Here is a 24,604-nt window from a genome sequence, read left to right as displayed (position 1 = left end):
TGCTCATCGAGTGAGCCGTACGGCTTGACGGGGCGCGTCACCCGAGCCACCCCTGAAAAGAGATCCAGCCCACACCAGAAGACTGGGCGGGCTGAACTGTTGACTCAAGTGTAACCCCACCCGTGGCGATGAACCAAGCACTCCGAGGTTCAGTCATCCTCGACCCCGCGGCTCTCCCACGCACCGAACGAGCCCTCGGGGCTCACCCACTCGACGCGCCCGTTGCACGAGCGGCCGAGCGCGACCGCACCCGCCGTCGAGGGCGAGCCGAAGACGATGTCGCGCGTCGTGTGTCGGCGGCCACGAGAAACTGCCCGGAGACGGCCACGAAGCTGCCCGCTGGCGGACGTGAGAACTGCCCACTGACGGTCATGGGATCTGCCCGACACGACGTCGTCTGCCTCGCCGACCTGCGCGGTTGAGGCCCCTTCCTCGGGTGCGATGAGCGGTGCTGATGCGCCCTATCGCTCCCGAGGAAGGGATGAGTTGAAGTCTGCCGAGGAGATCATGGAAATGTTGGATGCCTACGACCTAACAGGTTCGTTGCGCGATGCCGGCGAGCTGGCTGGCTGCTCCCACCACACGGTGAAGCGGTACGTGGATCGCCGTGCTGGCGGCGGGGAGTTGCCGGCGGCGGCGGTGCGGCCGATGTTGATCGATGAGTATCTGCCCAAGGTCGAGGAGTGGGTCGAGCGGTCGGTCGGGAAGGTCCGTGCCGATGTGGCGCACGAGAAGCTGCTCGCCCTGGGCTACGGAGGGTCGGAGCGCACCACCCGCCGTGCGGTCGCGAAGGTCAAGAAGTCCTACCGGGCCGGACACGTGCGGGTGCACCGTCCCTGGGTGACTGAGCCGGGGATGTGGTTGCAGTACGACTACGGCGATGGCCCCGTCGTCGACGGCGTCAAGACCGTGCTGTTCGTCGCCTGGCTGGCTTGGTCGCGGTTCCGGGTCGTGTTGCCGATCCGCGACAAGACGATGCCCTCGGTGTTCGCTGCCCTGGACGTGACGTTCCGGCGGCTGGGTGGGGTGCCGACCTATGTGTTGACCGACAACGAGAAGACCGTCACGGTCGAGCACATCGCCGGAATTCCGGTGCGGAATCCGCAGCTGGTGGCGTTCGCCGAGCACTACTCGATGGTCGTGCACACCTGCGTCCCGGCCGATCCGGCGTCCAAGGGCGGCACCGAGTCGTCGGTGAAGATCAGCAAGGCCGACCTGGTCCCCAAGGACACCAACCTGCGCGAGGGGTACGCCTCGTTCGCCGAGCTCGAGGCGGCGTGCGTGGAGTTCTGCGAGAAGGTCAACACCCGAGCGCACCGGGTCACTCGTCGGCCACCGATCGAGATGCTCGCCGAGGAACGGGTCCGGCTGCACCCGGTCCCGATGACCCCGCACACGGTCGCGTTCGGCACCACGCGGGTGGTGCCGGGCAACACACCGATGGTGATGTTCGAGTCCGGCCAGTACTCGGTCCCGCATGCCCTGCTGGGTGCGACGGTGTGGGTCCGTGCCCATGGTGTCGGCGAGGACGAGTGGGTCGTCATCGTCCACGTCGGCCAGGACGGTCCCCTCGAAGTCGCCCGCCACCGCCGGGCCACACCCGGCACCCCGAAGATCGATGACGAGCACTTCCCAGCCCAGCCGTCCGGGCCACTGGACCGCCAGCCCCGTGCGAAGAACCCGGCCGAGTCCGACTTCCTCGACCTGGGCGAGGGCGCGAGGTTGTGGCTGATCGAGGCCGCCGCCGCAGGCACACCACGGATGCGCGTCAAGATGGCCGAAGCCCTCAGCTTGGCCAAGCTGTTCGACCCCGTCGAGGTCGACTGGGCACTGGGCCACGCCGCCGTGCACGGCCGGTTCGCCGAAGCAGACCTGTCCTCGATCCTGGACCACCACGCCCGAGCACCGAAAGCCGGTGAGCACCGGGCCAGCGAGGACTCCTCGCTGACCCAGGGCACCAGCGCATGGGCACGGCTCGGTGAACAGGTCGGCCAGCACGACGGCCGCGACGGGAACGAGGTGGCCCGATGACGACGAGAAGCACGGCGTCAGCACCGCCGCTGCCAGCCGAACTGGAGGAGCTGTTGCGCCGGTTGCGGCTGCCGCACATCCGTCGTCACGCACCCGAGGTCGTCGCAACCGCGAAAGCCCAACGCTGGGAGCCCGCCGAGGTGTTGAAGGCGCTGTTCGCCGAGGAGGTCGCCGGCCGGGAGCGTTCCGCACTTGTCACCCGGCGAGCGTCGGCGGGCTTCCCCACCGGGAAGACCTTCGACGCGTGGCAGCCCGAGGCATCCTCGATCCCAGTCCCGACCCAGCAGGCGCTCCGCACCCTGGAATGGGTCCACCGCCGCGAGAACCTCGTGGTCTGCGGCCCGTCGGGCACCGGGAAGACGTTCCTGCTGGAGGCCCTTGGCCAGCAAGCCGTCGAGGCCGGGTTGAAGGTCGCCTGGTTCACCCTGGAAGACCTCGGCGTCCTACTCCGAAGGCACCGTGCGGACGACACTGTCACCAAGGCCATCGCCCGGGTCCTGCGCGCCGACCTGGTCATCGTCGATGACATCGGCCTGCTGCCGGTCGCCGCGGACGCCGCCGAGGGGCTCTACAGACTCGTCGACGCCGCCTATGAGAAGCGGTCAGTCGCGATCAGCTCGAACCTCCACCCCTCTGGGTTCGACGAGCTGATGCCCAAGACGCTGGCCACCGCCACGGTGGACCGACTGCTCCACCACGCCCACGTCTGCCAGACCAGCGGCGACAGCGTCCGGCTCACCCAAGCACTCGCCGGTCAAGGGGTGAGCCCGTTGAACTGACCACCCTGGTCGGTGGTGGCCACAACCCCCTTGGGTAGATCCCGTGGCCACCACCGGGCAGATCTCGTGACCGTCAGCGGGCAGCTTTCATGTCCGCCACTGGGCAGTTCCGACTGTCCCTTGACAGTCGTGCGAGCAGTGCCACCCTCAACGACGATGGAGCCATCGGCGACCAAGCCTTCGTGCTGGGCGCGGTAGCTCGCGTATGCCTTCTGGGTGCTGCGCGCGTGACCCACGCCGTGCCACGTCGGGACGACGACAGACCCGCTGAGCATGATGAACTCACCATCGATCTGCTGAGCGCGAGCGTCAACGGTCCGGTTCTTGTTCGTCAGGGTGAACACCGGCGACTCTGAGGGGGGCGAGGCGACGGTTTGCGACCTCGAGGCGCGCACCCGGATGACGTTGACGCCGAGCACAGGAAGCACGATCTGCAGCTCGCCCAGGAAATACTCCATGTCCGACACATCGGCCTCGGGCAGCCGAGGCCTGGGCGGTGCCGTGCCATTCTCCAGCGTGACGCGACCGGCCTGCTGTGCCAGCTCGATCAAGCGCGACTCCAGGTAGCGCACGTGTGACTTCGTGAGGTTCGTGTCCTTCGAGGTGATGAGCACCGCCTGGCTCCAGAATGACTTCTCCTTGGCGTGAGCACGGAGCCGCATCGCTACGACATCGGCCTCGCCGACGTAGCAACGGGTGTCACCAACGGCGTCCTCGTCCTCACCCAGCAGCAGGTAGGCACCGGTGCGCTCGGCCTCCTCGCGACGCAGTAGCTCCGCAAGGTCAGATCGGCGCGCGGACAGCACACTGCACGTCCAGTTCGTGATCTCCGCCGTCGTCAAACCACCAGGAGTGCCATCCACGAGGAAGAGCTTGACCTGCTTGCCATTCATGTCTCGATCCTCCCCTCGACCACTGACATCGCAGACGAGGAGCCCGTGAGACGACCCGAGAACGCCGTCGCGAAGAGGGATCGGCGGAGGGCGGCGGAGCGTCCGAGCGCGATGGAGGCACCACGTACCGCATGCTCCGCTGCCTCGACCAGCTCTCGATGCTGCCCCACAAACTGCTGCTGGCGCGGCCGGGGTGGAACTGGCAGTGGAAACGCCTTCAGCTTCTGCCCGTTCACATTTGCCTGCCCAACTTGCTGACTCACGCATGAGGCTACGTAAGCGCGACCCTGCGGGCTATTGATGACGATGTTCGCCCAGTGCGGATCGACACTCGGGCGGAGGCGAACGCGGATCAGGTACGATGCGAAGGACGCTCGCGCGTCCTCCTCAACAACCGCCGACTTACCCACGAGTTCGGCACTGTTCGTGCGGTTGAAGAGCAAATCGCCTCTCTGTAGCAAAAGCTTCGGAAGGTCCGAGTGCTCCTGTGCCAGGTACTTGAGGTTGTTCCAGTCGATCCGCGCATCTCGGATGTTCCCCATGCGTAGAACGGGAATGTCATCGCTGCCGGGTTGGTCATGGCACTTGGCCGACGTGCCGTACTGAACCAACTCCGCGTGAGCGCCGATGCTCTCAAGTGGGCTTTCGGAAAGTGCCTCACGAACCGCTTGTCCGCTCGACGAGGCGACGAGTGTTCTGCTTCGAAGAGTGGCATCCCGTATCGAAGAATCGGCGGCGTCGAGGCGGGAGAGGTGGTCTTCGAGGATCGCGACGATCCGGCGCTGCTCCTCCAGCGGTGGCACCGGCATCGAGACCGAGCGCACCTCACGATCAAGTACGGCGGGGTAGCTCACACCCTTCTGGTACGGAAGCACCTGGTCGAACATCTCTTGCGAGATCGTGAAGTAGTACAAGAATTTGGGCTCAAGCCGAGGCCCAGGTCGCAGCACTGAGAAACCGGTAGAAGCAAACTCTCCGCCGAGCCATCCGTCGACGTACGCAATCTTCTCCAAGTAAGGGCGAACCGTCGAGAAAACAGTGTCCCCAGCAGCCACGATTTGGCGGCATCTGCTCGGTGCACCGACGGAGTCAATCTCCGGAACGTCACCGAGGCGATGGAATGTCCCATCGATGCCTCCGATATCGATGTATCTGATACGCGCTCTACCAGTCGATACCGGGTCGCGCTTCACCACTTTGAGGCAGACGTCACCGAGCGTCGCCCTCTCCCACGTCACGCGGCGAGCTCCCGGTTGAGTTCTTCGATGAGTCCGCCGGCGTTGTCTCCGAGGTCACGGAGGGCACCGTCGATGCCGCCGCGCTCGTCGAAGGGCGCGGTGTCGAGGTCATCGGCGTCGATGCCCGCCGAGGACGCGATAATCCGCATCATTCGGTCGAGCCACCACCGCTGAGTCTCGGTGAACCTGGCTCCTGCCTGCTCTTGGCGGAGGAGCCAGTTCGCGTAGCGCTCCTCAACCTGCTCGGCATAGGGCACGAGTGCGTCGTCCACTCCGGCCTCAAGCCGCAGCAGGGAGATCAGGTCGGTTGCCGCGTGCCGGTTGCGGGTCTCAGCATGGCCTTCGTAATCGACGCCAATGGAGAGGTAGGAGTTCCAGATGATGTCGACGGTCCAGTTGTGCGGAGGGCGTGCGATCCGGTCGGCGAGTTCCTGGATCTGGTCGAAGCGGATGCCTCGCCCCTTTGCCTCGAACATCAACTCGATCGCGCTGATCTCGCTGCGGTGCTCGGCGAGGTACTCCCGCCACGACTCGATCGTGTGCTTCGCCTTGTCGGGGTCCACGACACCGTACGCTTCGAGCACCTCGTCGCGGCTCACCTCGTCGATCACCTGATCCTTCGCGCGGCGCAACTCGATGATCCTCGTCCGAAGCTCGGGGTTGGCAGCCAGAGGTTCGACAGCCGTGTCGAGGAGGTCTTGCATCACGTCGGCTGCAGCGCGATCGGTTTCTGCGGCAATGGCGGTGGCCTGGGTCTCGGGATCGACCGCATCTACGAGTGCCCGCACGATGTCATGCATCGACACTTGTGCATCATGCAGCCCCGCGACTTCGTCTAGTTCGGTGCGCTCGGCGGGAGTGAGCTGTCGATCAAGCGCCGCCAGTCGGCTGGCCAGGGTGGCGACCTCGTCTTCGGTGAGGGTGAGCGCCGCTGCTTTGTCGAGCAGCTTCTTCAGGCTGATCGACTTCTCGCGGTTCAGGGGCGGTTCGACGAAGTCGTGCTCGGTCACGCCGATGGCATCTACGATCACGAACCTCGTCTTCGCATCGGCGTCGTCGGTCACCGCCTTGAGGTCGGCCGGTGCGATCGTTCGGGCACCGCGGCCCTTCATCTGCTCGTAGTACTGACCGCTGCGCACGTCGCGCATGAACATGACGCATTCCAGCGGCTTGACGTCGGTGCCGGTGGCGATCATGTCGACGGTCACCGCGATGCGCATTGAAGGACTGGTGCGGAACGCCTTTAGATGCCCCTTCGGGTCCTTCGCAGAGTAGGTGATCTTCGCGGCGAAGTCGTTCCCCTTGCCGAACACTTCGCGCACGGTCTGGACGATCTCCTCGGCGTGATTGTCGTCCTTGGCGAAGATCAGTGTCTTCGGCACGGTGTGGCGTCTCGGGAAGATCTCGGTGAACAGCCGGTCACGAAAGGTCTCCAGCACGAGGCGGATCTGATGTTTCGACGTCACCGCCCGGTCCAGCTGGCCGGGTGTGTAGTCGAGATCGGTGTCGAGCCGGACAAGCTTCTGCTCGCGGGTGCTGCGATCGACTGTCGGGACGTAGGTGCCGGCCTCGATGGTGGAACCGTTCGCGGTGATCTCGGTCTTGATGCGGAAGATGTCGAAGTCGACGTTCACGCCGTCGGCGACGGACTGCGGGTAGGTGTACTCCGAGACCAGGTTCTGCTGGAAGAATCCGAAGGTCTGCTTGCCCGGGGTGGCGGTGAGCCCGACAATGTGCGCATCGAAGTATTCGAGCACCCCGCGCCAGACGCCGTAGATCGAACGGTGCGCTTCATCGACAATCACGAGGTCGAATGTCTCTGGCGGGAGCTCGGGGTTGTAGCTGACCGTTACGGGTTCGTCGGGACGAAACTCGTCGAGGCCCTGGTCATCCCCTTCGGGCACGTCTTCGTTCTTGATCGCCTTGAACACACGCTGGATGGTCGAGATCGCGAGCTTCGTGGAATCCGGCATCCCGCCCCTGGCGAGCTTCGTGACGTTGTACAGCTCGGTGAAGCGGCGGCCATCGTCGGGCGTGCGGTAGTTCTGGAACTCGCCCATCGTCTGATCCGCGAGGTTGTTGCGATCAACGAGGAAGAGGATGCGCTTGAAACCACCCCACTTGAGCAGCCGATACGCCTCCGTGACGGCAGTGTAAGTCTTGCCCGCGCCGGTAGCCATCTGCACCAGTGAACGCCCGAAGCGCTGCTCGGCGAGGCTCTGCTCAAGGCCCTTGATCGCGTCGACTTGTGCCGGGCGCAGCGGCGCGGGGTCCAGGGCAGGCAAGGTGCGCACCTTGCCCCGCCAGGTCGGAGCCTGATCGGGATTCTCCGTCGCGGCACGGACAGTCGCGGCAAGGGTCTCGGGCCTGGGAAGCGCGAAGATGCGACGGGCACGGGGTGCTGGGTCAAACCCGTTCGCGAAATGGGTCTCGGTGCCCGACGCCTCGAAGACGAAGGGCAGGCGTCTCTCAGGGTCGAGTGTCTTGCGCCGCACCTCCTCCGGGAGCCCGGTGGCGTACATCGCGGATTGCCACTCGACGCCAGAGAGCGGCGTACCCATCGGCTTCGCTTCGATCACACCGACGACCGCCTTGTCGACATACAGCAGATAGTCGACGCGCCCATGGCCAGGCTTCATGATGACCTCACGGACGGCGATGCCCCGCTGCGGCACGAAGAGGTTGAGCGCGTTGCGATCCTGCACCGCCCACCCCGACGCAACCAGCTGGCGGTCGATCAGCACCCGCGCGCGCCTGCTCCGCCGCCAGGCGCTCATCATCACTCTCAGCCATCACACAGATTCTATCTGGGCCACCGGCCCCGATGCTGGAGAGCCAGATATACGGTCTCCGCAGCACCTGCCAATCACGCCTCACGCGTCTTGCAGATCAAGGTCCATACTAGTCTGTACGTAATTGGTGACCTGCCAGTTGGGCCGCGAGGCGAGAAGTGGGTGAGATGGTGGAGATGCGGCGTGGGCCGGGTCGTCCGGCGTATGACTCGAAGCAGAAGCTCGTCGCGGCGGCGTGCGCGCTACTGGCAGAACGAGGGTTCGAGGCGACGAGCCCGCAGATGTTCCAGCAACGCTCCGGGGTGGGTCACGGGAGCATGTATCACCACTTCCCCGGCAAGGGGAAGGAGGGACTTGCGCTGGACGCGATCAGTCACATGCGAGCGAGCACGATCGCGTTCCTCGACGGGAGCCCCACGCCCGATGGCTCCGAGGTTGACGAAGTACGGGCCAGCATCGTGGCAGCGCTGGATCGACTGTTCGCTCGCAAGGAAGGACAAGCCCTAGTCAGGCTCCTCGCCGACGCGGTCGCCGGGGCTCTCCCGTCGCTGGCAACCGCGACCCAGGACTGGTGTGACGACATCCGTGCCGTGATCGTCGTGCGACTGCGCGCTGACGAGCCAGGCGCCGACCTCGACATCGCGGACGCGGCAGCACAATTCCTCGCGCCGGAGTTCGACGCTCTCGCGGAAGAGCTGTTCGCAGCGGCTGTTGGGCGGGGCCTGCTCCATCTGCCAAAATTCGCCCTGCCCGAGGCGGCCGAAGAGCAGTAGTCTGGCCTCATCACAATTCCATACGAACTAGTCCGGTTCTTGATCTGCAAGAGGCGTGTCGTCTGGATCAGGGTCGCGGTGGAGGGCAGTAATTCGCTCGGATGCTCGCGTTTTGGGAAGTGCTGCGCACCTACCTGACATGAGGACTGAGGACCGGTGTCTACGCCTTCGGGCGACGAGGCGAGACCAGCCCGATCGGGGCAAGCTGATCGAGTGGGTGCTGAGCATCGCCGACGCCCGGCACCGTGCCTGGGTGAACGGCGAGCCGGACCCCTATGGGCTCCCGCCGCCCGAGGGCATCCGAGCAAAACAGCCGGGTCGTCTCGACGGTGGCGCGAAGTCTGCACCACCGTCACCCAGCAGCCGAGAAGATCAGCAAAGCCATCTCCGATGAGGAGCACACCATGGGAACCACCACCCTCGACACCAAGGCTTCCGAGCGGGCCGCCGACGCACCCGTGCTGCTCGCGGTGTCCTATCTGCGGGTGTCGACGCGTGAGCAGGCCGAGCGCGGCGGCACCGAGGAAGGGTTCTCGATCCCCGCCCAGCGCGAGGCGAACGCGCGGAAGGCCGACGAACTGGGCGCGCGGATCGTGCGCGAGTTCATCGACGCCGGAGAGTCCGCACGCTCGGCGGATCGTGACGGGTTGCAGGACATGCTGGCGTTCATCGCGGCGAGCCGGGTGCAGTTCTGTCTCGTGCATAAGCTCGACCGGCTCGCCCGCAACCGGGCCGACGACGTGAAGATTCACGAAGCCCTCATCAGCGCCGGGGCCACTCTCGTCTCGGCAACGGAGTCCATCGATCAGACGCCTTCGGGGATGCTCGTCCACGGCATCATGTCCTCCATCGCGGAGTTCTACAGCCGCAACCTCGCCACCGAAGTCACGAAGGGGCTGACGCAGAAGGTTGCGCAAGGCGGCACCCCCGGACGCGCACCCATCGGCTACCTCAACGTCCGACGCACCGACGAGCAAGGCCGCGAGGTACGCACGGTCGAGGTCGATCCCGAACGTGCACCGCTGATCGCGTGGGCGTTCGAGCGATACGCGCGGGGAGAGACCTCTGTGACGACGCTGCTGCGTGACCTCACCGCACGCGGACTAGTTTCCGTGCCGACGCCGAAGCGCCCGGCAAAGCCGCTGGGGAAGAACACCCTCTACCGCGTGTTGACGAACCCCTACTACGCCGGAGTCATCCGCTACAAGGGCGTGCTCCATCCTGGCGTGCACGAGCCCATCGTGGAGCCCACCCTCTTCGATCAGGTGCAATCGCTGCTGAAGGCGCGCAACGCCCACGCAACCCGGCACGTCCAACACACGCACCACCTGAAAGGGCTGCTGCACTGCGGCACCTGCGGGTCGCGGATGCTGCTGGACTTCGCGACCAACCCGAGAGGCACGACCTACGCCTACTTCGTCTGCTCCGGCAGAGCTGCGAAGCGCACCACCTGCACTCGCCGTGCGGTGCCCGTGCAGGTCGCGGAGCGGCTGGTCGCGGACTCCTACGCCACTATCACGATCAGCGAAGACGACTACCAGCACCTCGCCACCGAGGTCGACGCCGCGTTCGACAAGCGCGGCGCTGGCCGAGATCAGGAGTTCGCTGACCTTCCCGCGAACCGGGCGCGCCTGGAAGCTGAGAGCGACAAGCTCCTCGCCGCGCACTTCGCCGACGCCATCGACCTGCCCACGCTCAAGCGGCACCAAGACCGCATCCGAGCTGGGCTCGCAGACATCGAGCACCGCCTACGGGAACATGACGAGCACCACACCGGCGGGCGGGCGTTACTACACGACTCACTGCGGCTCCTCACCGACGTCCACCACGCCTACGCCCACTCCGACGACGGAAGCAGGAGGCTCGCGAACCAAGCGTTCTACACCCGGTTGGAGATCACCGAGGACGAGCAGCTACACCCGCGCCTCGCCGAACCGTTCGCGACCATCGTCCGCGAGGCGACCGGAGGCAAGGAAGCCGAACGGGAACACTCCACATCTTCCGATGTCGCGTGTTCCCGTAAGACACTTTGGGTGGAGCTGAGGGGACTCGAACCCCTGACCCCCTCGTTGCGAACGAGGTGCGCTACCAGCTGCGCTACAGCCCCTTGATGCGAGACCCCACGATAGCACCCGGCTCGCGGGCCCCAGAAATCCACCGCGACACCCGCTCCGAACAGCACAAACGCGCTCGGACACGACGTGGGGGCCGCTCCACCAGCGGCCCCACGACGTACCTCGACGCGCCACGCATGTGGCGCTCCTGTGCTACCCGACCGCGTCCCGCCGCCAGAGCGCCGCCTCGTACTCGTCGTCCACCTCGATCGGGACGGGAGCCGGGGGCGTCGCAAGCGCAGGCGGCAACGGGTGCTCGGCGCGGGCCTTCAAGGTGTACGTCGGGGGCGGCACGGGCACGGGGCTCCACGAGCCGTCGGCCGCGATGGGGTCGGCCGACTCGGCCGGGGTGCGAGCGCCTCGCTCGGCCGCCTCGGCGTGGACGGCGGCCTCGACCCGGGACCGGCTCCGCGAGCCCGCCGCAGGGGCGCCCGCCTCGGACCGCTCCAGCGCCGCCAGGTCGAAGAACTCGTAGCTGGCCTGGCGCGACGCGCTCGGCTGCGGGGCGTGCTCCTGCGCGACGGGCAACGGGCCGGCCTCGGGGCGCGCCTCCGCCGCGCGGCGGGCCAGCTCCGCGGCCTCCGCCTCGGCCAACCGGCGGGCCTGCGCCGCCGCGCGTTCGGTGTCGCTGCGCTCGGCGGTCGCCCGCCGCTCCCGCGCCGCGACCACCGTCATCCGGTCGACGCGCAGCCAAGCCAGGAGCCCGAACACCCCGGCCGCGCACAGCGCGGGCAGGAGCCACCCGATCCGTCCGGCGGCCGCGAGCAGGAACGACACCAGCCCGGCCAGCGCGAACGTGAGCAGGGCATAGGCCCGCAGGCGCCGCGGGTTGAGTCGATCCAGCACCCCGGTGAACCCGCCCCATGCCGCGAAGACGCGGTTGCTGTGCACGCTGCCGAGGAAGTCCCGCGCCACCTGCACGCGGCGCTCCACCGAAGAGACCGGCGCGGCCGCAGACCGGTACACCTCCTCGAGGCGGCCGGCCTCGTCCAGGGCCCCCGCCGCGAGGATCGAGCTGCGGGTGTTGCCCGAGGAGGGGGTCTCCTCCGGCTCGGCCGCGCTCTTGACCATCCGGCGTTGCAGCACGCGCATGTGCGCCGAGAAGCGGTCCACGGACCGCGCCGTCGACACCTGCTCGCGGCGGCGCGCCACGTACAGCGACAGATAGGTCGCCCAGATGAGGAGGACGACGACGAAGATCAGGCTGCCCACGGGCATCACGCTAAGGTCTCGGCGGGTCGCGCTACGGCAGGCGTACCGGTGTGTCGGCGAATCGAGTTACACCAGTGTGATTTCCGGGCCGACCAGCGCGTTGTTCGCCGGGACCGCGCCGCGCAGGGAGGGCGCCGGGAGCGTGCCGGTGCACGCCGGGAGCCCCCGGGCGGCCTCACCGGGCGCGCGCGTCCTGGGAGTTCCAGCGATGCACCAACGACTCCCCGGCGAGGTCCTCGACCGTGAGGGCGAACGAGCGGTGGTCCCGCCACGCGCCGTCGACGTACAGCACGCGCTGGCGCATCCCTTCGTCCCGGAACCCGAGCTTGCCCAGCACTTTCAGGCTGGCGAGGTTCTCGTGCTGGACGTACGCCGCCACCCGGTGCAACCCCAACGCGATGAAGGCGTGATCCACCAAGGCGGCCAGCGCGGTGGGCCCGATCCCCTGACCAGCGGCGTCGCGGGATACCCAGTAGCCGGCCTGCCCGCTGCGGGAGGACCCCCACACGATCTGCGTCAGGTGCATCTGGCCCACGATCGCCCCGTCGGTCTCGATGGCGAACGGCTGCGCGCGCCCCGCCCGGCCCTCGCGGTCGTAGTGCCGCACGAGCTGGCCGAACCGAAGCCGCCCGTCCGCCTGCGGGCTGGTCGCCTCCCACGGCCGCAGCCAGTCGACGTTGGCCGCGCGCAGTCCCTCCCACTCGGCGCGGTCCCGGCCGCGCAGCGCCCGCAACACGACGTCGGGCCGACCGGCCGGGCGGCGGACCCGCACCAGGCTGGGCCACAGGTCGGTCACGCCGACTCCGCGCCGGCGAGGCCGACGAGTGTGGCGACCCTGGGGAGGCTGGGACGGCTCATCGGTGATCCCCTCCGCGGATCTGGTCCAGCGCGTGGCCCAGCACGGGTTCCAGGGCGCGCAGCCCGTCGCGGACGCCGCCGGTGGAGCCCGGCAGGTTGACGACGAGCGTACGCCGAGCGACGCCGGCCAACCCTCGGGACAGCACGGCGCTCGCCACGCCACCGTCCAGCCCCACCCGACGGACCGCCTCGGCCAGTCCGGGAATCTGCCGATCGAGGAGCGGCTCGGTCACCTCCGGCGTACGGTCCGTCGGCGTCAGCCCCGTCCCCCCGCTGGTCAGCACCAGGTCGACCCCGGCGTCGATGGCCTCGCGCAGGGCGCTGGCCACGGGTTCGCCGTCGGGGACGACCACGGGGTCGGGGCAGTCCATGCCCCAGGCCCGGAGCTGCTCGACGGCGACGGGTCCGCTGCGATCGGCGTACACGCCCGCGGCGGCCCGGTTCGACGCGACGATCACGCGAGCGGTCCGCCCGGCCGGCGCGGCGGGGCCCGTTCCAGGCGCCGTCACGATTCGGCCCAATCCCCGGATCGGCCGCCCGCCTTGGCGACGACCCGAATATCCGTGATCCGGGCGTGCTTGTCGACGGCCTTGACCATGTCGACCAGCGCGAGCGCGGCCACGGCCACGCAGGTCAAGGCCTCCATCTCGATGCCGGTCCGATCGGCGGTGCGACACGTCGCCCCGATGTCCACCCCGTCGTCCGCCACGCTCAGGTCCACCGTGACGCCGTGGACGGCGATCGGGTGCGCCAACGGCACGAGGTCGGGGCACTTCTTCGCCGCCTGCAGGCCCGCAATCCGGGCCACCGCGAGCGCGTCGCCCTTGGGCACGGTCCCCTCGCGCAGCGCCGCGATCGCGACCGGCGACAGCAGCACCCGACCCGCGGCGCTCGCCGTCCGCGCCGTCACGGCCTTGGCCGACACGTCCACCATGTGCGCGGTCCCGTCGGCCCGGACGTGGGTCAGCCCGCCGGGCGTGGCCGACCTCGCATCGGGCCCCGTCACGACCCCTCCGTCAGGTCGTCCCGCACGGCGTCCACCGGGCCCAGCGGCAGGCAGGTCAGGATGTCCCCCGCGGCGACGCGGGTCACGTCGGCGGGCACGACGGCCAGGCCGTTCGCGTCGGACAGGCCGCCGAGGACGTGGCTGCCCTGGGCGCCGGCGAGCCGGATGGTGTGCCGCGACGGCGTACGGGCGAGATGGACCCGCGCGTACTGCACCTTCCCGCCGGGACTCGTCCAGCCGTCGGTGACCACCGCGCGGACGCTGTTCTCCTCGCGCGCCGGACGCCCCGCCATGACCCGCAGGGCCGGGGCCACGAACGCCTCGAACGAGACCAGGGCGCTGACCGGGTTGCCGGGCAGCGTGAACACCGGGACGTTCTTCGCGCCGAGGACGCCGAACCCCTGCGGCTTGCCCGGCTGCATCGCGACCTGGTCGAAGGCGACCGTCCCGAGCCGCGACAATCCCTCCTTGACCACGTCGAAGGCCCCCATCGAGACCCCACCGGTCGTGACGATGGCGTCCGCCCGCAGGAGCTGGTGGCGCAGGGTCTCCAGGAGCCCGTCGACGTCGTCCCGCACCCCCGCGACCCGGTACGGCACGGCCCCCAGCTCCCGCAGCGCCGCCACGAGCATGAGCGAGTTGCTGTCCACGACCTGGCCGTGACCCGGCACGCGCCCCGGCTCGACGAGTTCGTCGCCGGTGCTGACGACCACGACCCGCGGCGCCGGGATCACGTCGACGGCCCCGTGTCCCGCCGCCGCCACCACCGCGATCTGGCGGGGGCCCAGCCGGGTGCCGCTGCGCACGACGACATCGCCTTCGCGCACGTCCTCGGCGCGGCGGCGGATGTGCCGGCCCGGCTGCGCGGGCGCGCTGATCGCCACGACGTCGGCGCCGCCGTCGGTGTCCTCGACCGGGACGATGCCGTCCGCGCCGGCGGGCACCGGGGCGCCGGTCATGATGCGGTACGCCCGGCCCGGCGGCAGCGTGATCTCGCGCAGCTCACCGGCCGCGATGTCGCCGACCACGTCCAGCTCGACGGGCGTGGCGGGGCCGGCGGCGGCGACGTCGCACGCCCGTACGGCGTACCCGTCCATCGCCGAGTTGTCGAAACCCGGCAGGTCGACGCGGGCGACGACGTCCTCCGCGAGCACGGCGCCCTGCGCGTCGAGCAGGCCCATCCGGGACGCGGGAAGCCGCGTCACGGTGGCGAGAATACGTTCCAGGTGTTGTTCGACGCTGATCACGCCGGCACCTCCGAGGTGAAGCGGGCTGCTGCGGGGGGACGTTCGGGGAGCCGCACGGGACGGGATATGCATGCACCCTAACCGCGCGGGCACACTGGACCGATGAGCAGCCCCCGCGCGCCCGGCGACTTCTCGGGGGATTGCGAGGATTCCGGGTGGGAGCCGCCAGCGGGCAACCGCACCACCAGCGGGAACGACGCCGACGGAGGGGACGGGGGCGGCGCGGGGCGCGCCGGAGCGGCGGGGGTCGCGGAGGCGAAACGTACGGCGCGCGCCGGCGTGCGCACGCGGCGTCGGGACCGCGCGGCCCTGGCCGCCGACGATCCCCGACGCCGCCGGGAGGCCGAGGCGATTGCGACGGCGATCCTCGCGCGGCTGCCCCAGACCCGGCCCCCGACCCGCCGCCCGGCACGCACGAATCCCGACCCGGCGCCCGGATCGGCGGGGCTGACAGTCGCGTCGTACGTCGCGCTGCCCACCGAGCCGCCGACCACCGCGCTGCACGAGCACCTCCTGGCGCGCGGGATCCGCGTCATCGTGCCGGTGCTGCTGCCGGACAAAGACCTGGACTGGGTCGCGCTCGGCGGCGACGAGCGCCCCCTGGGGCAGGCGGCTATCGCCGCGGCGGGGCTGGTCGTTGTGCCGGCGCTGCTCGTCGACCGCACCGGGCGGCGGCTCGGCCAGGGCGGCGGCAGCTATGACCGCGCGATGGCGCGCCTTGGTGAGTCGACCGAGCGCGCCGACGGGGCCGATTGGGCCGACGACGCGCCGATGGTCCCCGTCGTTGCCGTCACCCCCGTCGTCCCCGTCGTCGCCGTCGTCGACGACGACGGGCTGGTCGATCACGTGCCCCACGAGCCGCACGACGCCGCCGTGACCGCCGTGGTGCGGCCCGCCCACGGCTGGACGGACCTCCCCCTGGCGAGGCCGATCTGCGAAAATCGATCCGCCCGTGCGGAGCCCCCGGCGAGCGCGAGCCGCCCCGCAGCGAACTGGAGTCCCTGACCGTGTGGGACCTCGGGGTGTGGCTGTTGTGGTCGTCCATCGTCCTCGTGGTCGCCGTCGCCGCCGTTCGCCTGGCCACGCGGACCGGGCTGCCGTCGCTGCTCAGCTACCTGCTGATCGGCGTCGCGATCGGCGAGGAGGGCCTGGGGTTTCAGTTCAGCTCGATGTCGCTGACCCGCGTGCTGGGCTATCTCGCGCTCGCGCTGATCCTCGCCGAGGGCGGCCTCACCACCAACTGGGCCGACATCAAGCCGTCCGCGCTGCCGGCCGCGCTGCTGGCCACCGTGGGGGTCGCGGTCTCCATCGGCATCGTGGCCGTGGCCGCGCACCTGCTGTTCCACCAGCCGTGGTCCGTCGCCCTCCTCCTCGGGGCCATCCTGGCCTCGACCGACGCCGCGGCCGTGTTCTCGGTGCTGCGCTCCGTCCCCCTCCCGCATCGCCTCACCGGCATCCTGGAGGCCGAGTCCGGTTTCAACGACGCCCCCGTCGTCCTCATCGTGGTCGCCCTCGCCGACCACCTGGCGGAGGCCGCCGGCACGGCGTACTCCCTCGGCGAGATCGCCGCGCTCCTCGGCAGCATCGCCCTGGAGCTGCTCGGGGGCGCCCTCATCGGGTTGGCGGTGGGCTGGGTCGGGGGACGCGCGATGCGCATCCTCGTCTCGGGGCACGCGGGGCTGTTCCCGATCGGGGTGCTCGCGTGGGTGATGCTCTCGTACGGCGTCGCCTCCGTCCTGCACACCTCGGGGTTCATCGCCGTCTACCTGGCCGGATTGGTTATCGGCAATCAGCGGCTCCCGCACCGCACCGCAAGTCGCGGCTTCGCCCAGGCGATGGGCTGGCTGGCCCAGATCGGCCTGTTCGTCATGCTGGGTCTGCTGGTCAGCCCGAGCAAGCTGCTTCCCCAGCTGCTCCCCGCGGTTGGGCTGGGGCTCGTCCTGCTGCTGATCGCCCGGCCCGCGTCGGTGGTGGCCTCATGCGCCTGGTTCTCGTACTCCTGGCGCGACCAGCTGTTCCTGTCGTGGGCGGGGCTGCGCGGCGCCGTACCGATCGTGCTCGCCACCGTGCCCTTCATCGAGGGCGTCCAGGGCGTCGATTGGCTGCTGAACCTGGTCTTCGTGCTGGTCGTGGTCTTCACGGTGGTGCAAGGCCCAACCCTGCCCTGGGTGGCGGCGCGGCTGGGGGTGACCGATCCCGAACGTGCCGTGGCCCTCGAGGTGGAGACGGTCGCCCTGGAGGGCATCGGCGCCGAGTTGCTGGAGGTCCGCATCGGCCAGCACTCCAGGCTGCACGGCATCGAGCTCTTCGAGCTGCGCCTGCCGCAGGGCTCCCACGTGAGCCTGATCGTGCGGGAGCGTCGGGCGTTCGTCCCCACCCCGACGACCCCGTTGCGGCGGGGCGACCAGCTGCTGATCGTGGCGACGCCGGGGACCCGCCAGGACGCGGAGCGGCAGCTGCACAAGATCGACGAGGGCGGCCGCCTGGCCGGATGGGGGCCGGCGAAGGGCAAGTGGGGGCCCCCGCGCCGGCCCGGACCGCCGACCGGGCACGGCCGACACGTCTGACCGGTCGTTCGCGGCCACCGGCCTCGCGGGACCGGCATAAGTCGACCAGCCCCGGACGTTAAGATCGTGACGAGCCCTTTCGTTTCGCTGGAGATGACGCATGCCCACGTACGCCTACGCCTGCACCGACTGCGACCACCACTTCGAGGTGCGGCAGTCGTTCACCGAGGACGCCCTGACCGACTGCCCCCAGTGCGACGGGCGCCTGCGCAAGCTCTTCAACGCGGTCGGCGTCGTGTTCAAGGGGTCGGGCTTCTACCGGACCGATTCCCGCAGCTCCAGCTCGTCCACCATCGGGTCGGGGAAGTCGTCGAACTCCTCCTCCGGCGACTCGAGCGGTGGATCGTCATCCAGCGCCACCGGCTCAGCCGGGTCCGATACGTCCTCCGGCGGGGGCGCCGCGTCCGGCGGCTCCTCCTCTGGTTCGGCCACGACGTCAGGGTCGGCCGCGGCGTCGGCCTGACCCGGCCCGCCCGGGCGACGCCCGCCTGTCCCGGTCCGCCCGGGCGACTCCCGGCCGATCGCGCCCTCCCGGCGACACCGGTCGACTGAACCGGTTCGAGCGACGCCCATCCACACCCCCACCCGCCGGATCGACTGTCCCCAGGCTTTGGCCCCGAGCCGACGGGCCGCGGCGGCACCCGCCGTAAGCTCCCCGAATGTCCCCCCGCTCCCCCGTCCCACGCCGCGATCGCCGGCTGCCGACCCTCCGTCGGGCAGCCCGGGGGCCGCGCGCCCGCGCGTGGCGCCGCGTCGTCCTGCGGCGCGTCGCGTCGGGCCTGTGCGCGTCGGCCGTCTGTTGGTTGGTCCTCGGACCGTACGCCGAGCGGGGCGGCCCACCCACCGCCCCCGGCCTGGTCAGCACGGCCGATCTGCCCGTCGGGCACGTGCTGCGCGCCGACGACCTGACGACCACGCGGCTCCCGCTCGCCGCCCTCCCCGGCTCCGCCCTGGCGGCGCCGGACCAGGCCGTGGGGAGACCCCTGGCCGCCGCCGTCGGCCGCGGGGAGCTCCTGACGACCAGCCGGGTGCGCACCGGCGGTCCCCTGCTGCCCGCGGGCAGCCGCGCCGTGCACGTCCCTCTTCTCGACGCGCCGGCCGCCGCGCGGTGCGCCGCCGGGGACCACATCGATCTCGTGGCGGTCGCCGACGGCGAGGTCGTGGTGGCGGACGCCGTGGTCATCGAGGTCGATCGCGCGGATACCGGGGCGTTCGGCGCCGCGCCGGCGGCCCGCGGCCTCACGGTGGCGGTCCCCGCCCACCGCGTCGGCCCGCTGACTACCGCCGCGCTCGGACCCCGGGGTGGCCTGCACGCGGCGGTCCGGTCCTCCTGAGGGGAGAAATAGGACAATTGCGACCGCAACTGGCGCCCTTAACACGACGAAAGTGGCAGTGAAGAGCTGAAAGTCGCGTCGATTTGGAGGTCCCGAGCAGTGGCTCGCTAGGGTGGTCCGCGGTCGTTCCGCCCAGCACAGCGAGGTGTCGGATCTCGCGGGCGATCGCCACCTATTTCCCCACCGAGGATTGTTCATGCTCAAGGGTTTCAAGGAGTTCATTCTCCGCGGCAACGTCATCGACCTGGCCATCGCGGTCGTCATCGGCGCTGCCTTCCAGAAGGTCGTCGACACGATGGTCACGGCCATCGTGACTCCGCTGGTCAACGCGGCCGGCGGCGCCAACTCCCAGGGCCTCGGCTTCTTCGTGAAGTCCGGCCAGGAGAACACCTTCGTCAACTTCTCGGCGATCATCAACGCGCTGATCGTGTTCCTGCTGACGGCCGCCGTCGTGTACTTCATCTTCGTCGTCCCGATGAACAAGCTGGCCGAGCGCCGCAAGCTGGGCAAGGAGCCGGAGCCGCTGTCCGACGAGGCCGCGCTGCTGGCCGAGATCCGCGACGAACTGCGCGCCCAGCGCCGCTGAGCCGCGCAGGTCGACGCCGCAGGTTGAGCGTCACCTCACCCGTAGAGCACCCCGAGAGGCCCCGATGCGCGCAGCGCGTCGGGGCCTCTCGGGTTTTTCGTACCCCGCCAGCGTCGAGGAGCGTCAGCCCCAGTGCGGCGGCCGTTGCTCGCGCAGCCACCGGTCGCGCTCGTCGTCGCCGGCGGGTCCGGCCGGAGTTCCCGGTGCGGTGGGCAGCGCGGGGCGCGCGTCGCGGTCGTCGTACGTCGGGTCCAGGCGCGGCACCACGCCCCCGGCATCCCGGGTGACCACGCGGCGCCGGCCCACCCGACGTACCGGCGGGCGCGCGCCCTCCGCCGGCTGATCCGGCACGGTCAGCCCCCGGCCCGGGCGGCGTCGACGATGCGGGCGACATCCCGCGCGGGGTCGCGGAACACATCGGTGCTCCACACCCGCACGGTCCGCCAGCCCAGCCGGTCGAGCTGCTCGGGCCCGAGCCGCTCCCGCTCCCGCACCGTCGCGACGGCCGCGTGCCGCGCTCCGTCGGAGTGGACGGCGACGACGACCTTGCCCGGCACGTACGGCTCCTCGACGGCCAGGTCGATGCGGGCCTCGCCGACGCCGTACCCCTCGTGCACCGTCAGGCCCTCCGACCGGAGGCGGCCGGCCAGCTCGCGAAGCAGGGCGTGCCGGTCGTCGTCGTCGGGCGCGGACCCGAGGTAGCCGTCCCGTTCCGCGTGCTCCAACAGCTGCGCCATCCGGACCTGACCCGCGGAGGCGGCCGGGATCTGCGCCATGTCCCGGGCCGTGAGCGCGGAGACGATGTCGAGGCGATGCCGAGCGATGCCCACCACGGTGTCGACGAGCCGGTCGCCGTCGGCGTGGTGCAGCCGCTCGGGGGCGCGCAGCCGCATGCCGGGCAGTGGCATCAGCCCGGTGGCGAAGACCACCGTGTCGCGGGTGGTGCCCGCGGCGCGGTCGACGGTGGTCACGAGGAGCCGTTCGTCCGCGCCCTCCGCGAGCACCGGCGCGGCAGCGGCCTGGGCGTCCCTGGTCAGCGCGTGCCTGATGTGCCGGTCGAGCTCGGCCGCCTGGGCCGGGGTGATCGCCAGCACCGCGAGGGAGGACTGCGGGGACTGCCGCAGGTGCTCCACGACGACATCGACGACCCGGCTGTTCTCGCGCGCCTCCGCCTCGCCGATCTGGTCCACGGAGGAGATGACCGCGCCGGTGCGCAGCAGCCGCAGCGCCGTGCCCCGGCGGGGGGTCGGCCAGGCCCGCGCCTCCTCCTCGCGCTGCCCCACCGCGAAGGAGACCAGGCGCGCATCCCGCTCGCCGTACGCGCAGGTCAGGTGCCGCAGGGGCAGGTACGCCGAGAGGGCCTCCAGCACCGAGACCGACGCGGCCGGTGCGTCGTCGTCCTCGTCCACGTCGTCCGCGGGCGCCACCGTCTCGAAGTGCCGCGGACCGAGCCCCTGCAGGTCGCCGGCGGCGACGACGCGCACGGCCCGGGCCAGGGCCGACACGGCATGCGCGACGGGCATCCGCCCCGCGTCGTCGATGAGGACGGCGTCGAAGGCCAGGTGGGTGGGCACGACGGATGCCAAGGTCAGCGGGCTCATGACCCAGATCGGCGCGACGGCCGCGACCACCTCGCCGCACTCGGCGAGCAGGGCGCGGGTGGGGCGGGGCAGCCGGTCGTACGCCGCAGCCTCCCGCAGGACGTTGACCTGGTCCGGCCGGGTGGAGGCCTCGACGCGGGCGTGGGCGCGGGCCCGCTGCAGCACCTGCTGGGCGCGCCCGGCGTGCAAGGCGCGGTCGCAAGCCACGAACTCGCGCACCAGGTCGTGCAGGGCAGCGCCGTCGTGGGAGCCGTACGCCGGGTCCTGGCCCGCCACCGCGTCCAGCACCGAGAGCCACCAGACGAATTCGGCCTCGTCGACCACTCGCTCGGGGGCGACGTGCCGGTGGGCCAGGTCGCGCAAGAACTCGCCCAGCCCGGCCTGCGCCAGGCGCGCCAACCGCTCCCGGACCGCCGGGACCACGTCCGCCCGGTCCGCGCGGGCAGCCAGCTGGGCGAGCCGGGCCTGCAGCCGGTCGATGGGCAGGGTCATCAGCGCCGAACCACCGCTTGCTCCCGCAAGCATCAGGTCCAGCCAGGCCACGTCCTTCTCGAGGGCGACGCACCGGGCCAGCGCCTCGGCCGCCTTCTCCGGCACGCGCGGCTCGTCGTCGCGGCCGGTCAGCGCGACCCAGCGCTCGCGCTGGTCGTGCGCGCGCCGCAGCGCTTCGTGGAGGGAGTCGATGCGGGCGTGCGGCAGGGCCAGCGCCCGGGCCTCCTTCTTGTGGCTGCTCCCCCGGGCCCACCAGGACGAGCGCGCCTCGGTGGCCGGGTCGGTAGCCGCGATGAGCGGTTCGAGATCGCGGCTGTAGACCTCCGGCCGGAACGCCATCAGCGTGTCCCGCACCCCCGCGACGAGACTCAGCGCCTCGTGCCAGTCCTCCACCGAGCGGCCCGGCGGCAGCCCGGCGTCGGCTAGCGCCGCGTCCAGGACGTCTCGGTCGGCGGCCAACCGGCCCCCCGCGAGATCGGCTGCGATCGCGACCGCGAGTTCCGCGTCCTCCGGCGTGGGGAGTTGTGCTCCCCACCAGGGGTCTTCGTCGCCGGGCGCGGTCGTCCAGGCCCCGTCGGCCGCGACCTGCGCGGCCTCCTGCGCCAACTGGCGCAGCCCGTCGCGGGTGAGCCGGCGCAGCGCCTCCGGGGGGATCCGGACCCGGGAGGTGGGGGCGTCGGCGTGCGCCGAGAGCCCGGCGAGCGCGGTCTGGGCCTCGAAGATGCTGACCCCCCAGGGCTCCCGGGGGGCGTGCAGCGCCTGCGAGTGGCCGGCGAGGCGCGCCCGCAGCCGGGCCAGCTCCCGGTGCGGGGAGTCCTCGTCGTCGGGGCGCGCTCGGCGTACGGTCGCCAGCGCCTCCTCCTCGGGACTCAACGCGGGCGCCGTCCGGGAGCCGGCCGCCGTGCCGGTCCCGTCACCGCTTTCGCGTCCATCCAGCTCCCGAGAGCCCGATTCCCCTGGGCCGGTGAGGTTTTCCCCGGCGGCGCCCGACGCGGGGTCCGCGCCCCGCTCGCCGTACCCCTCCCGCGAACCCGGCGGGATTCGGCGGCCTTCGACCCGCGCGATGATGTCCGTCGAGATCGTCCGCCGCAGCTCGTGCGGGTCGCGCGCGTCGAGGACCAGTTCGCTGAGGCCGGCCCGGTCCAGGTACGCCGTGAAGTCGGCCAACTGGCGCGCGCTCTCGCTCACGACGAGCACCCGCTGATCGCCGGCCACCAGCGCCGCGGCGATGTTGGCGAGGGTCTGGGTCGTCCCCGTCCCCCGGGCCGCGTCGAGCAGCACGTGCCGGCCGCTGCGGGCCGCGTCGATCACGTCCTGCTGGCTGGGATCGGCGTCGAGGACCAGCGACTCGCGGGCCAGGTCGGGTTCGGCGGGGCGACGATCGCTGTCGGCGAGGCCGCCGTCGCCGTCCGCTCGCAGGGCCTGCTCGGCGTTCGGGTCGCCCGCCAGCGCCGCGATCACGTCGTTGCCGGCGAGGATGTCGGCGAAGGCGGCCAGGTCGGCGACCATCGCCATCTTGCTCATCGCGAACGTGGAGATGACCCGGCGGTCGACGATCGTGAAGTCCGCGACCCCGGCGAGCACCCGGCGCAGCTCGCGATAGACGGGCAACGGGTCGAAGCGGCCCGTCGAGTGGGCGAGGTCGGCGAGGGCCTCCCCCTTGAGCCGAACGCCCTGCTCGGAGGCCATGTAGTGCAGGAACACCGGGTTGATCTCGACCCGGGTGGACAGCTCCATCTCCAGGTCGGTCTCGGCCCCGTCGACCGCGTGAAGCCGGGCCGAGCGCAGCATGATCGGGGCCTGCGGGCGCCGGTGGGTGCCGGGCAGTTGCCAGGTCGCCATGCCCACGCAGACGTACCCCGCGTCGAGGCCATGGTCGTCGTGCAGCTCCAGGGCCTTGTTGCGGATCCGCCGCGCCGTACCGAGCGCCTCCCGGAACGCCGCCGGCTCGCGCACCAGGTGGGAGAGGCGCACCCGGTTGCCGGCCATGAGCATCGACACGCCCGTAGGGTGCGCCTTGGTGAGGTCGAGAGTGCCGTCGGGGGTGTCCCGGTACCACAGCAGCGCGTTCGGCCCCCCCGTCTGCGCCAGGTCGCCCCGCCAGACCCGCAGCGCGGCGCCGACGCGTTCCCCCCGCGAGGGGGCGGCCCCGGGCTCCAGGGCGGAGTCGGCGATGGGGGTACGTCGAGCGCGGCGGGTCACCGGACGCCGGACTGGGACCTCAGGCGGCCGCTCCGCCCGGGGCGGGTCGGCGAAGCTCGGGGCGTCGGCGGCGGGAATGAAGGGCACATCGTGCGAGGTCGCGCCGGCATTTGCACCGGCCACGGCCCCGGTCTCGGCTGGCGGCAGGGCACCGGCGGTCGCGCCGAGATGGCCGCCGGCGACGTCGTCGTCCGCCGAGCCGGCCGCCCGGACGCGGGGTGGAGGCGCCGCGGAGTAGATCGTCTCGCCGCCCTTGTCGGCCCGGCGCTCGACCGTCTCGTTGGGGACGACGACCATCGGCGCGTGATAGACGTCGAGCTCGGCCGCCTCGTCTGCGGATTCGCCCGTGTCGTCGGGTCCGCGGCGCTGGTCGGCGGGTTCGCCGCGCTGGTCTGCTGCCGGTTCGGGTGTTGCCGTCGGCCCGCCCGGGCCGGCTCCGGCGGAGTCATCGCTTCCCAGGAGGTCCGCACGGTCGATCTCGGAGGCGTCCATCTCGGCGCCGATCTCGGAGACGGCGTCACCCGCGGGAGCATCGGCGGGAGAACCCTCGTCCACCGCCTGGCCGAACTGCGGCTCATCGCCCGCGGGCGCGCCGATCAGATCGGCGGGCGCATCGTCGTGGGCCCGCGGCCCGGACGCGCCACCACGACCCGTCCGAGAACTCGTCGGCCGGCGCGCGGTGTCGCTGCCAGGGCCGGCCGACTGCTGCGGAGGGGTCGGACTCACCCCCCAAGGTTAAGGGCATCCCGACGGTTCGCGGACCCGGGCCCGCCGGGCTTTCCCACCGACCGGTCCGTTCCGCCCGGATGCGTCGCCGCAGGTCACTGGACGTGCGTCCAGCACGGCTCGACCGCCGAGCGAGTCGGCGACCCCCGCGTG

16 protein-coding genes, 1 tRNA gene and 4 pseudogenes are annotated in these 24,604 nt (G+C 70.8%); 9 read left to right on the top strand and 12 right to left on the bottom strand.

Annotation, left to right across the window (positions count from 1 at the left end):
- Positions 1–149: 149 nt before the first annotated feature.
- Positions 150–287, bottom strand: a pseudogene (locus IPK37_12460) (DUF4357 domain-containing protein).
- A gap of 199 nt (positions 288–486) precedes the next feature.
- Between IPK37_12460 and IPK37_12455 the strand changes: the two are divergent.
- Together IPK37_12455 and IPK37_12450 are read left to right on the top strand one after the other, a co-directional pair.
- Positions 487–2,031 (top strand): IS21 family transposase, encoded by a 1,545-nt coding sequence (locus IPK37_12455; GenBank protein ID QQS02850.1) that lies wholly within the window; start codon positions 487–489, stop codon positions 2,029–2,031.
- Entirely contained in the window at positions 2,028–2,810 is a 783-nt protein-coding gene (locus IPK37_12450) for an ATP-binding protein (GenBank protein QQR99791.1), read from the top strand. The genes IPK37_12455 and IPK37_12450 overlap by 4 nt, the downstream gene beginning before the upstream one ends.
- Positions 2,811–2,950: 140 nt before the next feature.
- On the opposite strand, the pseudogene IPK37_12445 reads toward IPK37_12450, so the two are convergent.
- From IPK37_12445 to IPK37_12435, 3 genes and pseudogenes are all read right to left on the bottom strand, one after another.
- Positions 2,951–3,703, bottom strand: a pseudogene (locus IPK37_12445) (GIY-YIG nuclease family protein).
- The gene (locus tag IPK37_12440) at positions 3,700–4,941 is read right to left on the bottom strand and encodes a restriction endonuclease subunit S (GenBank protein QQR99790.1); all 1,242 of its coding nucleotides are present in this window, start codon (positions 4,939–4,941) and stop codon (positions 3,700–3,702) included. Before IPK37_12440 ends, IPK37_12445 begins: the two are co-directional and overlap by 4 nt.
- Positions 4,938–7,734, bottom strand: a pseudogene (locus IPK37_12435) (DEAD/DEAH box helicase family protein). Before IPK37_12435 ends, IPK37_12440 begins: the two are co-directional and overlap by 4 nt.
- Before the next feature lie 166 nt (positions 7,735–7,900).
- On the opposite strand from IPK37_12435, the gene IPK37_12430 reads away from it, so the two are divergent.
- Both IPK37_12430 and IPK37_12425 read left to right on the top strand, forming a co-directional pair.
- Positions 7,901–8,506 (top strand): TetR/AcrR family transcriptional regulator, encoded by a 606-nt coding sequence (locus IPK37_12430; protein ID QQR99789.1) that lies wholly within the window; start codon positions 7,901–7,903, stop codon positions 8,504–8,506.
- 404 nt (positions 8,507–8,910) lie between these two features.
- Positions 8,911–10,578: pseudogene (locus IPK37_12425) on the top strand (recombinase family protein).
- Here the strand turns inward: IPK37_12425 and IPK37_12420 are convergent.
- The 6 genes from IPK37_12420 to IPK37_12395 all read right to left on the bottom strand — a co-directional run bounded on the left by IPK37_12420 (position 10,541) and on the right by IPK37_12395 (position 14,943).
- Positions 10,541–10,613 (bottom strand) — tRNA-Ala (locus IPK37_12420). The pseudogene IPK37_12425 and the gene IPK37_12420 sit on opposite strands and share 38 nt — an antisense overlap.
- Before the next feature lie 160 nt (positions 10,614–10,773).
- Positions 10,774–11,832: a hypothetical protein gene (locus IPK37_12415; GenBank protein ID QQR99788.1), complete on the bottom strand. Its 1,059-nt coding sequence runs from the start codon at positions 11,830–11,832 to the stop codon at positions 10,774–10,776.
- Between the two features lie 175 nt (positions 11,833–12,007).
- Positions 12,008–12,628 (bottom strand): GNAT family N-acetyltransferase, encoded by a 621-nt coding sequence (locus tag IPK37_12410; protein QQR99787.1) that lies wholly within the window; start codon positions 12,626–12,628, stop codon positions 12,008–12,010.
- 58 nt (positions 12,629–12,686) lie between these two features.
- A complete protein-coding gene (locus IPK37_12405) occupies positions 12,687–13,148 on the bottom strand; it encodes a MogA/MoaB family molybdenum cofactor biosynthesis protein (GenBank protein ID QQR99786.1) in 462 nt (153 codons plus the stop codon).
- A 47-nt stretch (positions 13,149–13,195) separates the two neighbouring features.
- Positions 13,196–13,750 (bottom strand): cyclic pyranopterin monophosphate synthase MoaC, encoded by a 555-nt coding sequence (moaC, locus tag IPK37_12400; GenBank protein ID QQS02849.1) that lies wholly within the window; start codon positions 13,748–13,750, stop codon positions 13,196–13,198.
- On the bottom strand, positions 13,693–14,943 hold the full coding sequence (locus IPK37_12395; GenBank protein QQR99785.1) for a molybdopterin molybdotransferase MoeA: 1,251 nt from the start codon (positions 14,941–14,943) through the stop codon (positions 13,693–13,695). Before IPK37_12395 ends, moaC begins: the two co-directional genes overlap by 58 nt.
- 102 nt (positions 14,944–15,045) lie before the next feature.
- Here IPK37_12395 and IPK37_12390 point away from each other — a divergent pair, with 102 nt between their 5' ends.
- The 5 genes from IPK37_12390 (at position 15,046) to mscL (ending at position 19,430) form a co-directional block, all read left to right on the top strand.
- On the top strand, positions 15,046–15,948 hold the full coding sequence (locus IPK37_12390) for a hypothetical protein (GenBank protein ID QQR99784.1): 903 nt from the start codon (positions 15,046–15,048) through the stop codon (positions 15,946–15,948).
- Positions 15,936–17,510, top strand: coding sequence for a potassium/proton antiporter (locus tag IPK37_12385; GenBank protein ID QQS02848.1), 1,575 nt, complete (start codon positions 15,936–15,938; stop codon positions 17,508–17,510). The genes IPK37_12390 and IPK37_12385 overlap by 13 nt, the downstream gene beginning before the upstream one ends.
- A 100-nt stretch (positions 17,511–17,610) precedes the next feature.
- Positions 17,611–17,973: an FmdB family transcriptional regulator gene (locus tag IPK37_12380; protein QQR99783.1), complete on the top strand. Its 363-nt coding sequence runs from the start codon at positions 17,611–17,613 to the stop codon at positions 17,971–17,973.
- Positions 17,974–18,169: 196 nt separating this feature from the next.
- Positions 18,170–18,844, top strand: coding sequence for a hypothetical protein (locus IPK37_12375; GenBank protein QQR99782.1), 675 nt, complete (start codon positions 18,170–18,172; stop codon positions 18,842–18,844).
- A 196-nt stretch (positions 18,845–19,040) separates the two neighbouring features.
- Positions 19,041–19,430, top strand: a complete 390-nt coding sequence (gene mscL / locus IPK37_12370; GenBank protein QQR99781.1) for a large conductance mechanosensitive channel protein MscL — start codon at positions 19,041–19,043, stop codon at positions 19,428–19,430.
- A gap of 123 nt (positions 19,431–19,553) precedes the next feature.
- Here the strand turns inward: mscL and IPK37_12365 are convergent, their stop codons facing one another.
- Both IPK37_12365 and IPK37_12360 read right to left on the bottom strand, forming a co-directional pair.
- Positions 19,554–19,781: a hypothetical protein gene (locus tag IPK37_12365; protein ID QQR99780.1), complete on the bottom strand. Its 228-nt coding sequence runs from the start codon at positions 19,779–19,781 to the stop codon at positions 19,554–19,556.
- 2 nt (positions 19,782–19,783) lie between these two features.
- The gene (locus tag IPK37_12360; protein QQR99779.1) at positions 19,784–24,451 is read right to left on the bottom strand and encodes a hypothetical protein; all 4,668 of its coding nucleotides are present in this window, start codon (positions 24,449–24,451) and stop codon (positions 19,784–19,786) included.
- Positions 24,452–24,604 lie beyond the last annotated feature (153 nt).

Origin of the sequence: Austwickia sp. (assembly GCA_016699675.1) — a bacterium.
Lineage (GTDB): Bacteria > Actinomycetota > Actinomycetes > Actinomycetales > Dermatophilaceae > Austwickia.
This window is presented reverse-complemented; position numbering and strand designations above follow the sequence as displayed.

Coding starts and splice junctions, on each gene's coding strand:
- IPK37_12450 (QQR99791.1), top strand. CDS start 2,028: ATGACGACGAGAAGCACGGCGTCAGCACCGCCGCTGCCAGCCGAACTG.
- mscL (QQR99781.1), top strand. CDS start 19,041: ATGCTCAAGGGTTTCAAGGAGTTCATTCTCCGCGGCAACGTCATCGAC.
- IPK37_12390 (QQR99784.1), top strand. CDS start 15,046: ATGAGCAGCCCCCGCGCGCCCGGCGACTTCTCGGGGGATTGCGAGGAT.
- IPK37_12380 (QQR99783.1), top strand. CDS start 17,611: ATGCCCACGTACGCCTACGCCTGCACCGACTGCGACCACCACTTCGAG.
- IPK37_12375 (QQR99782.1), top strand. CDS start 18,170: ATGTCCCCCCGCTCCCCCGTCCCACGCCGCGATCGCCGGCTGCCGACC.
- IPK37_12430 (QQR99789.1), top strand. CDS start 7,901: ATGGTGGAGATGCGGCGTGGGCCGGGTCGTCCGGCGTATGACTCGAAG.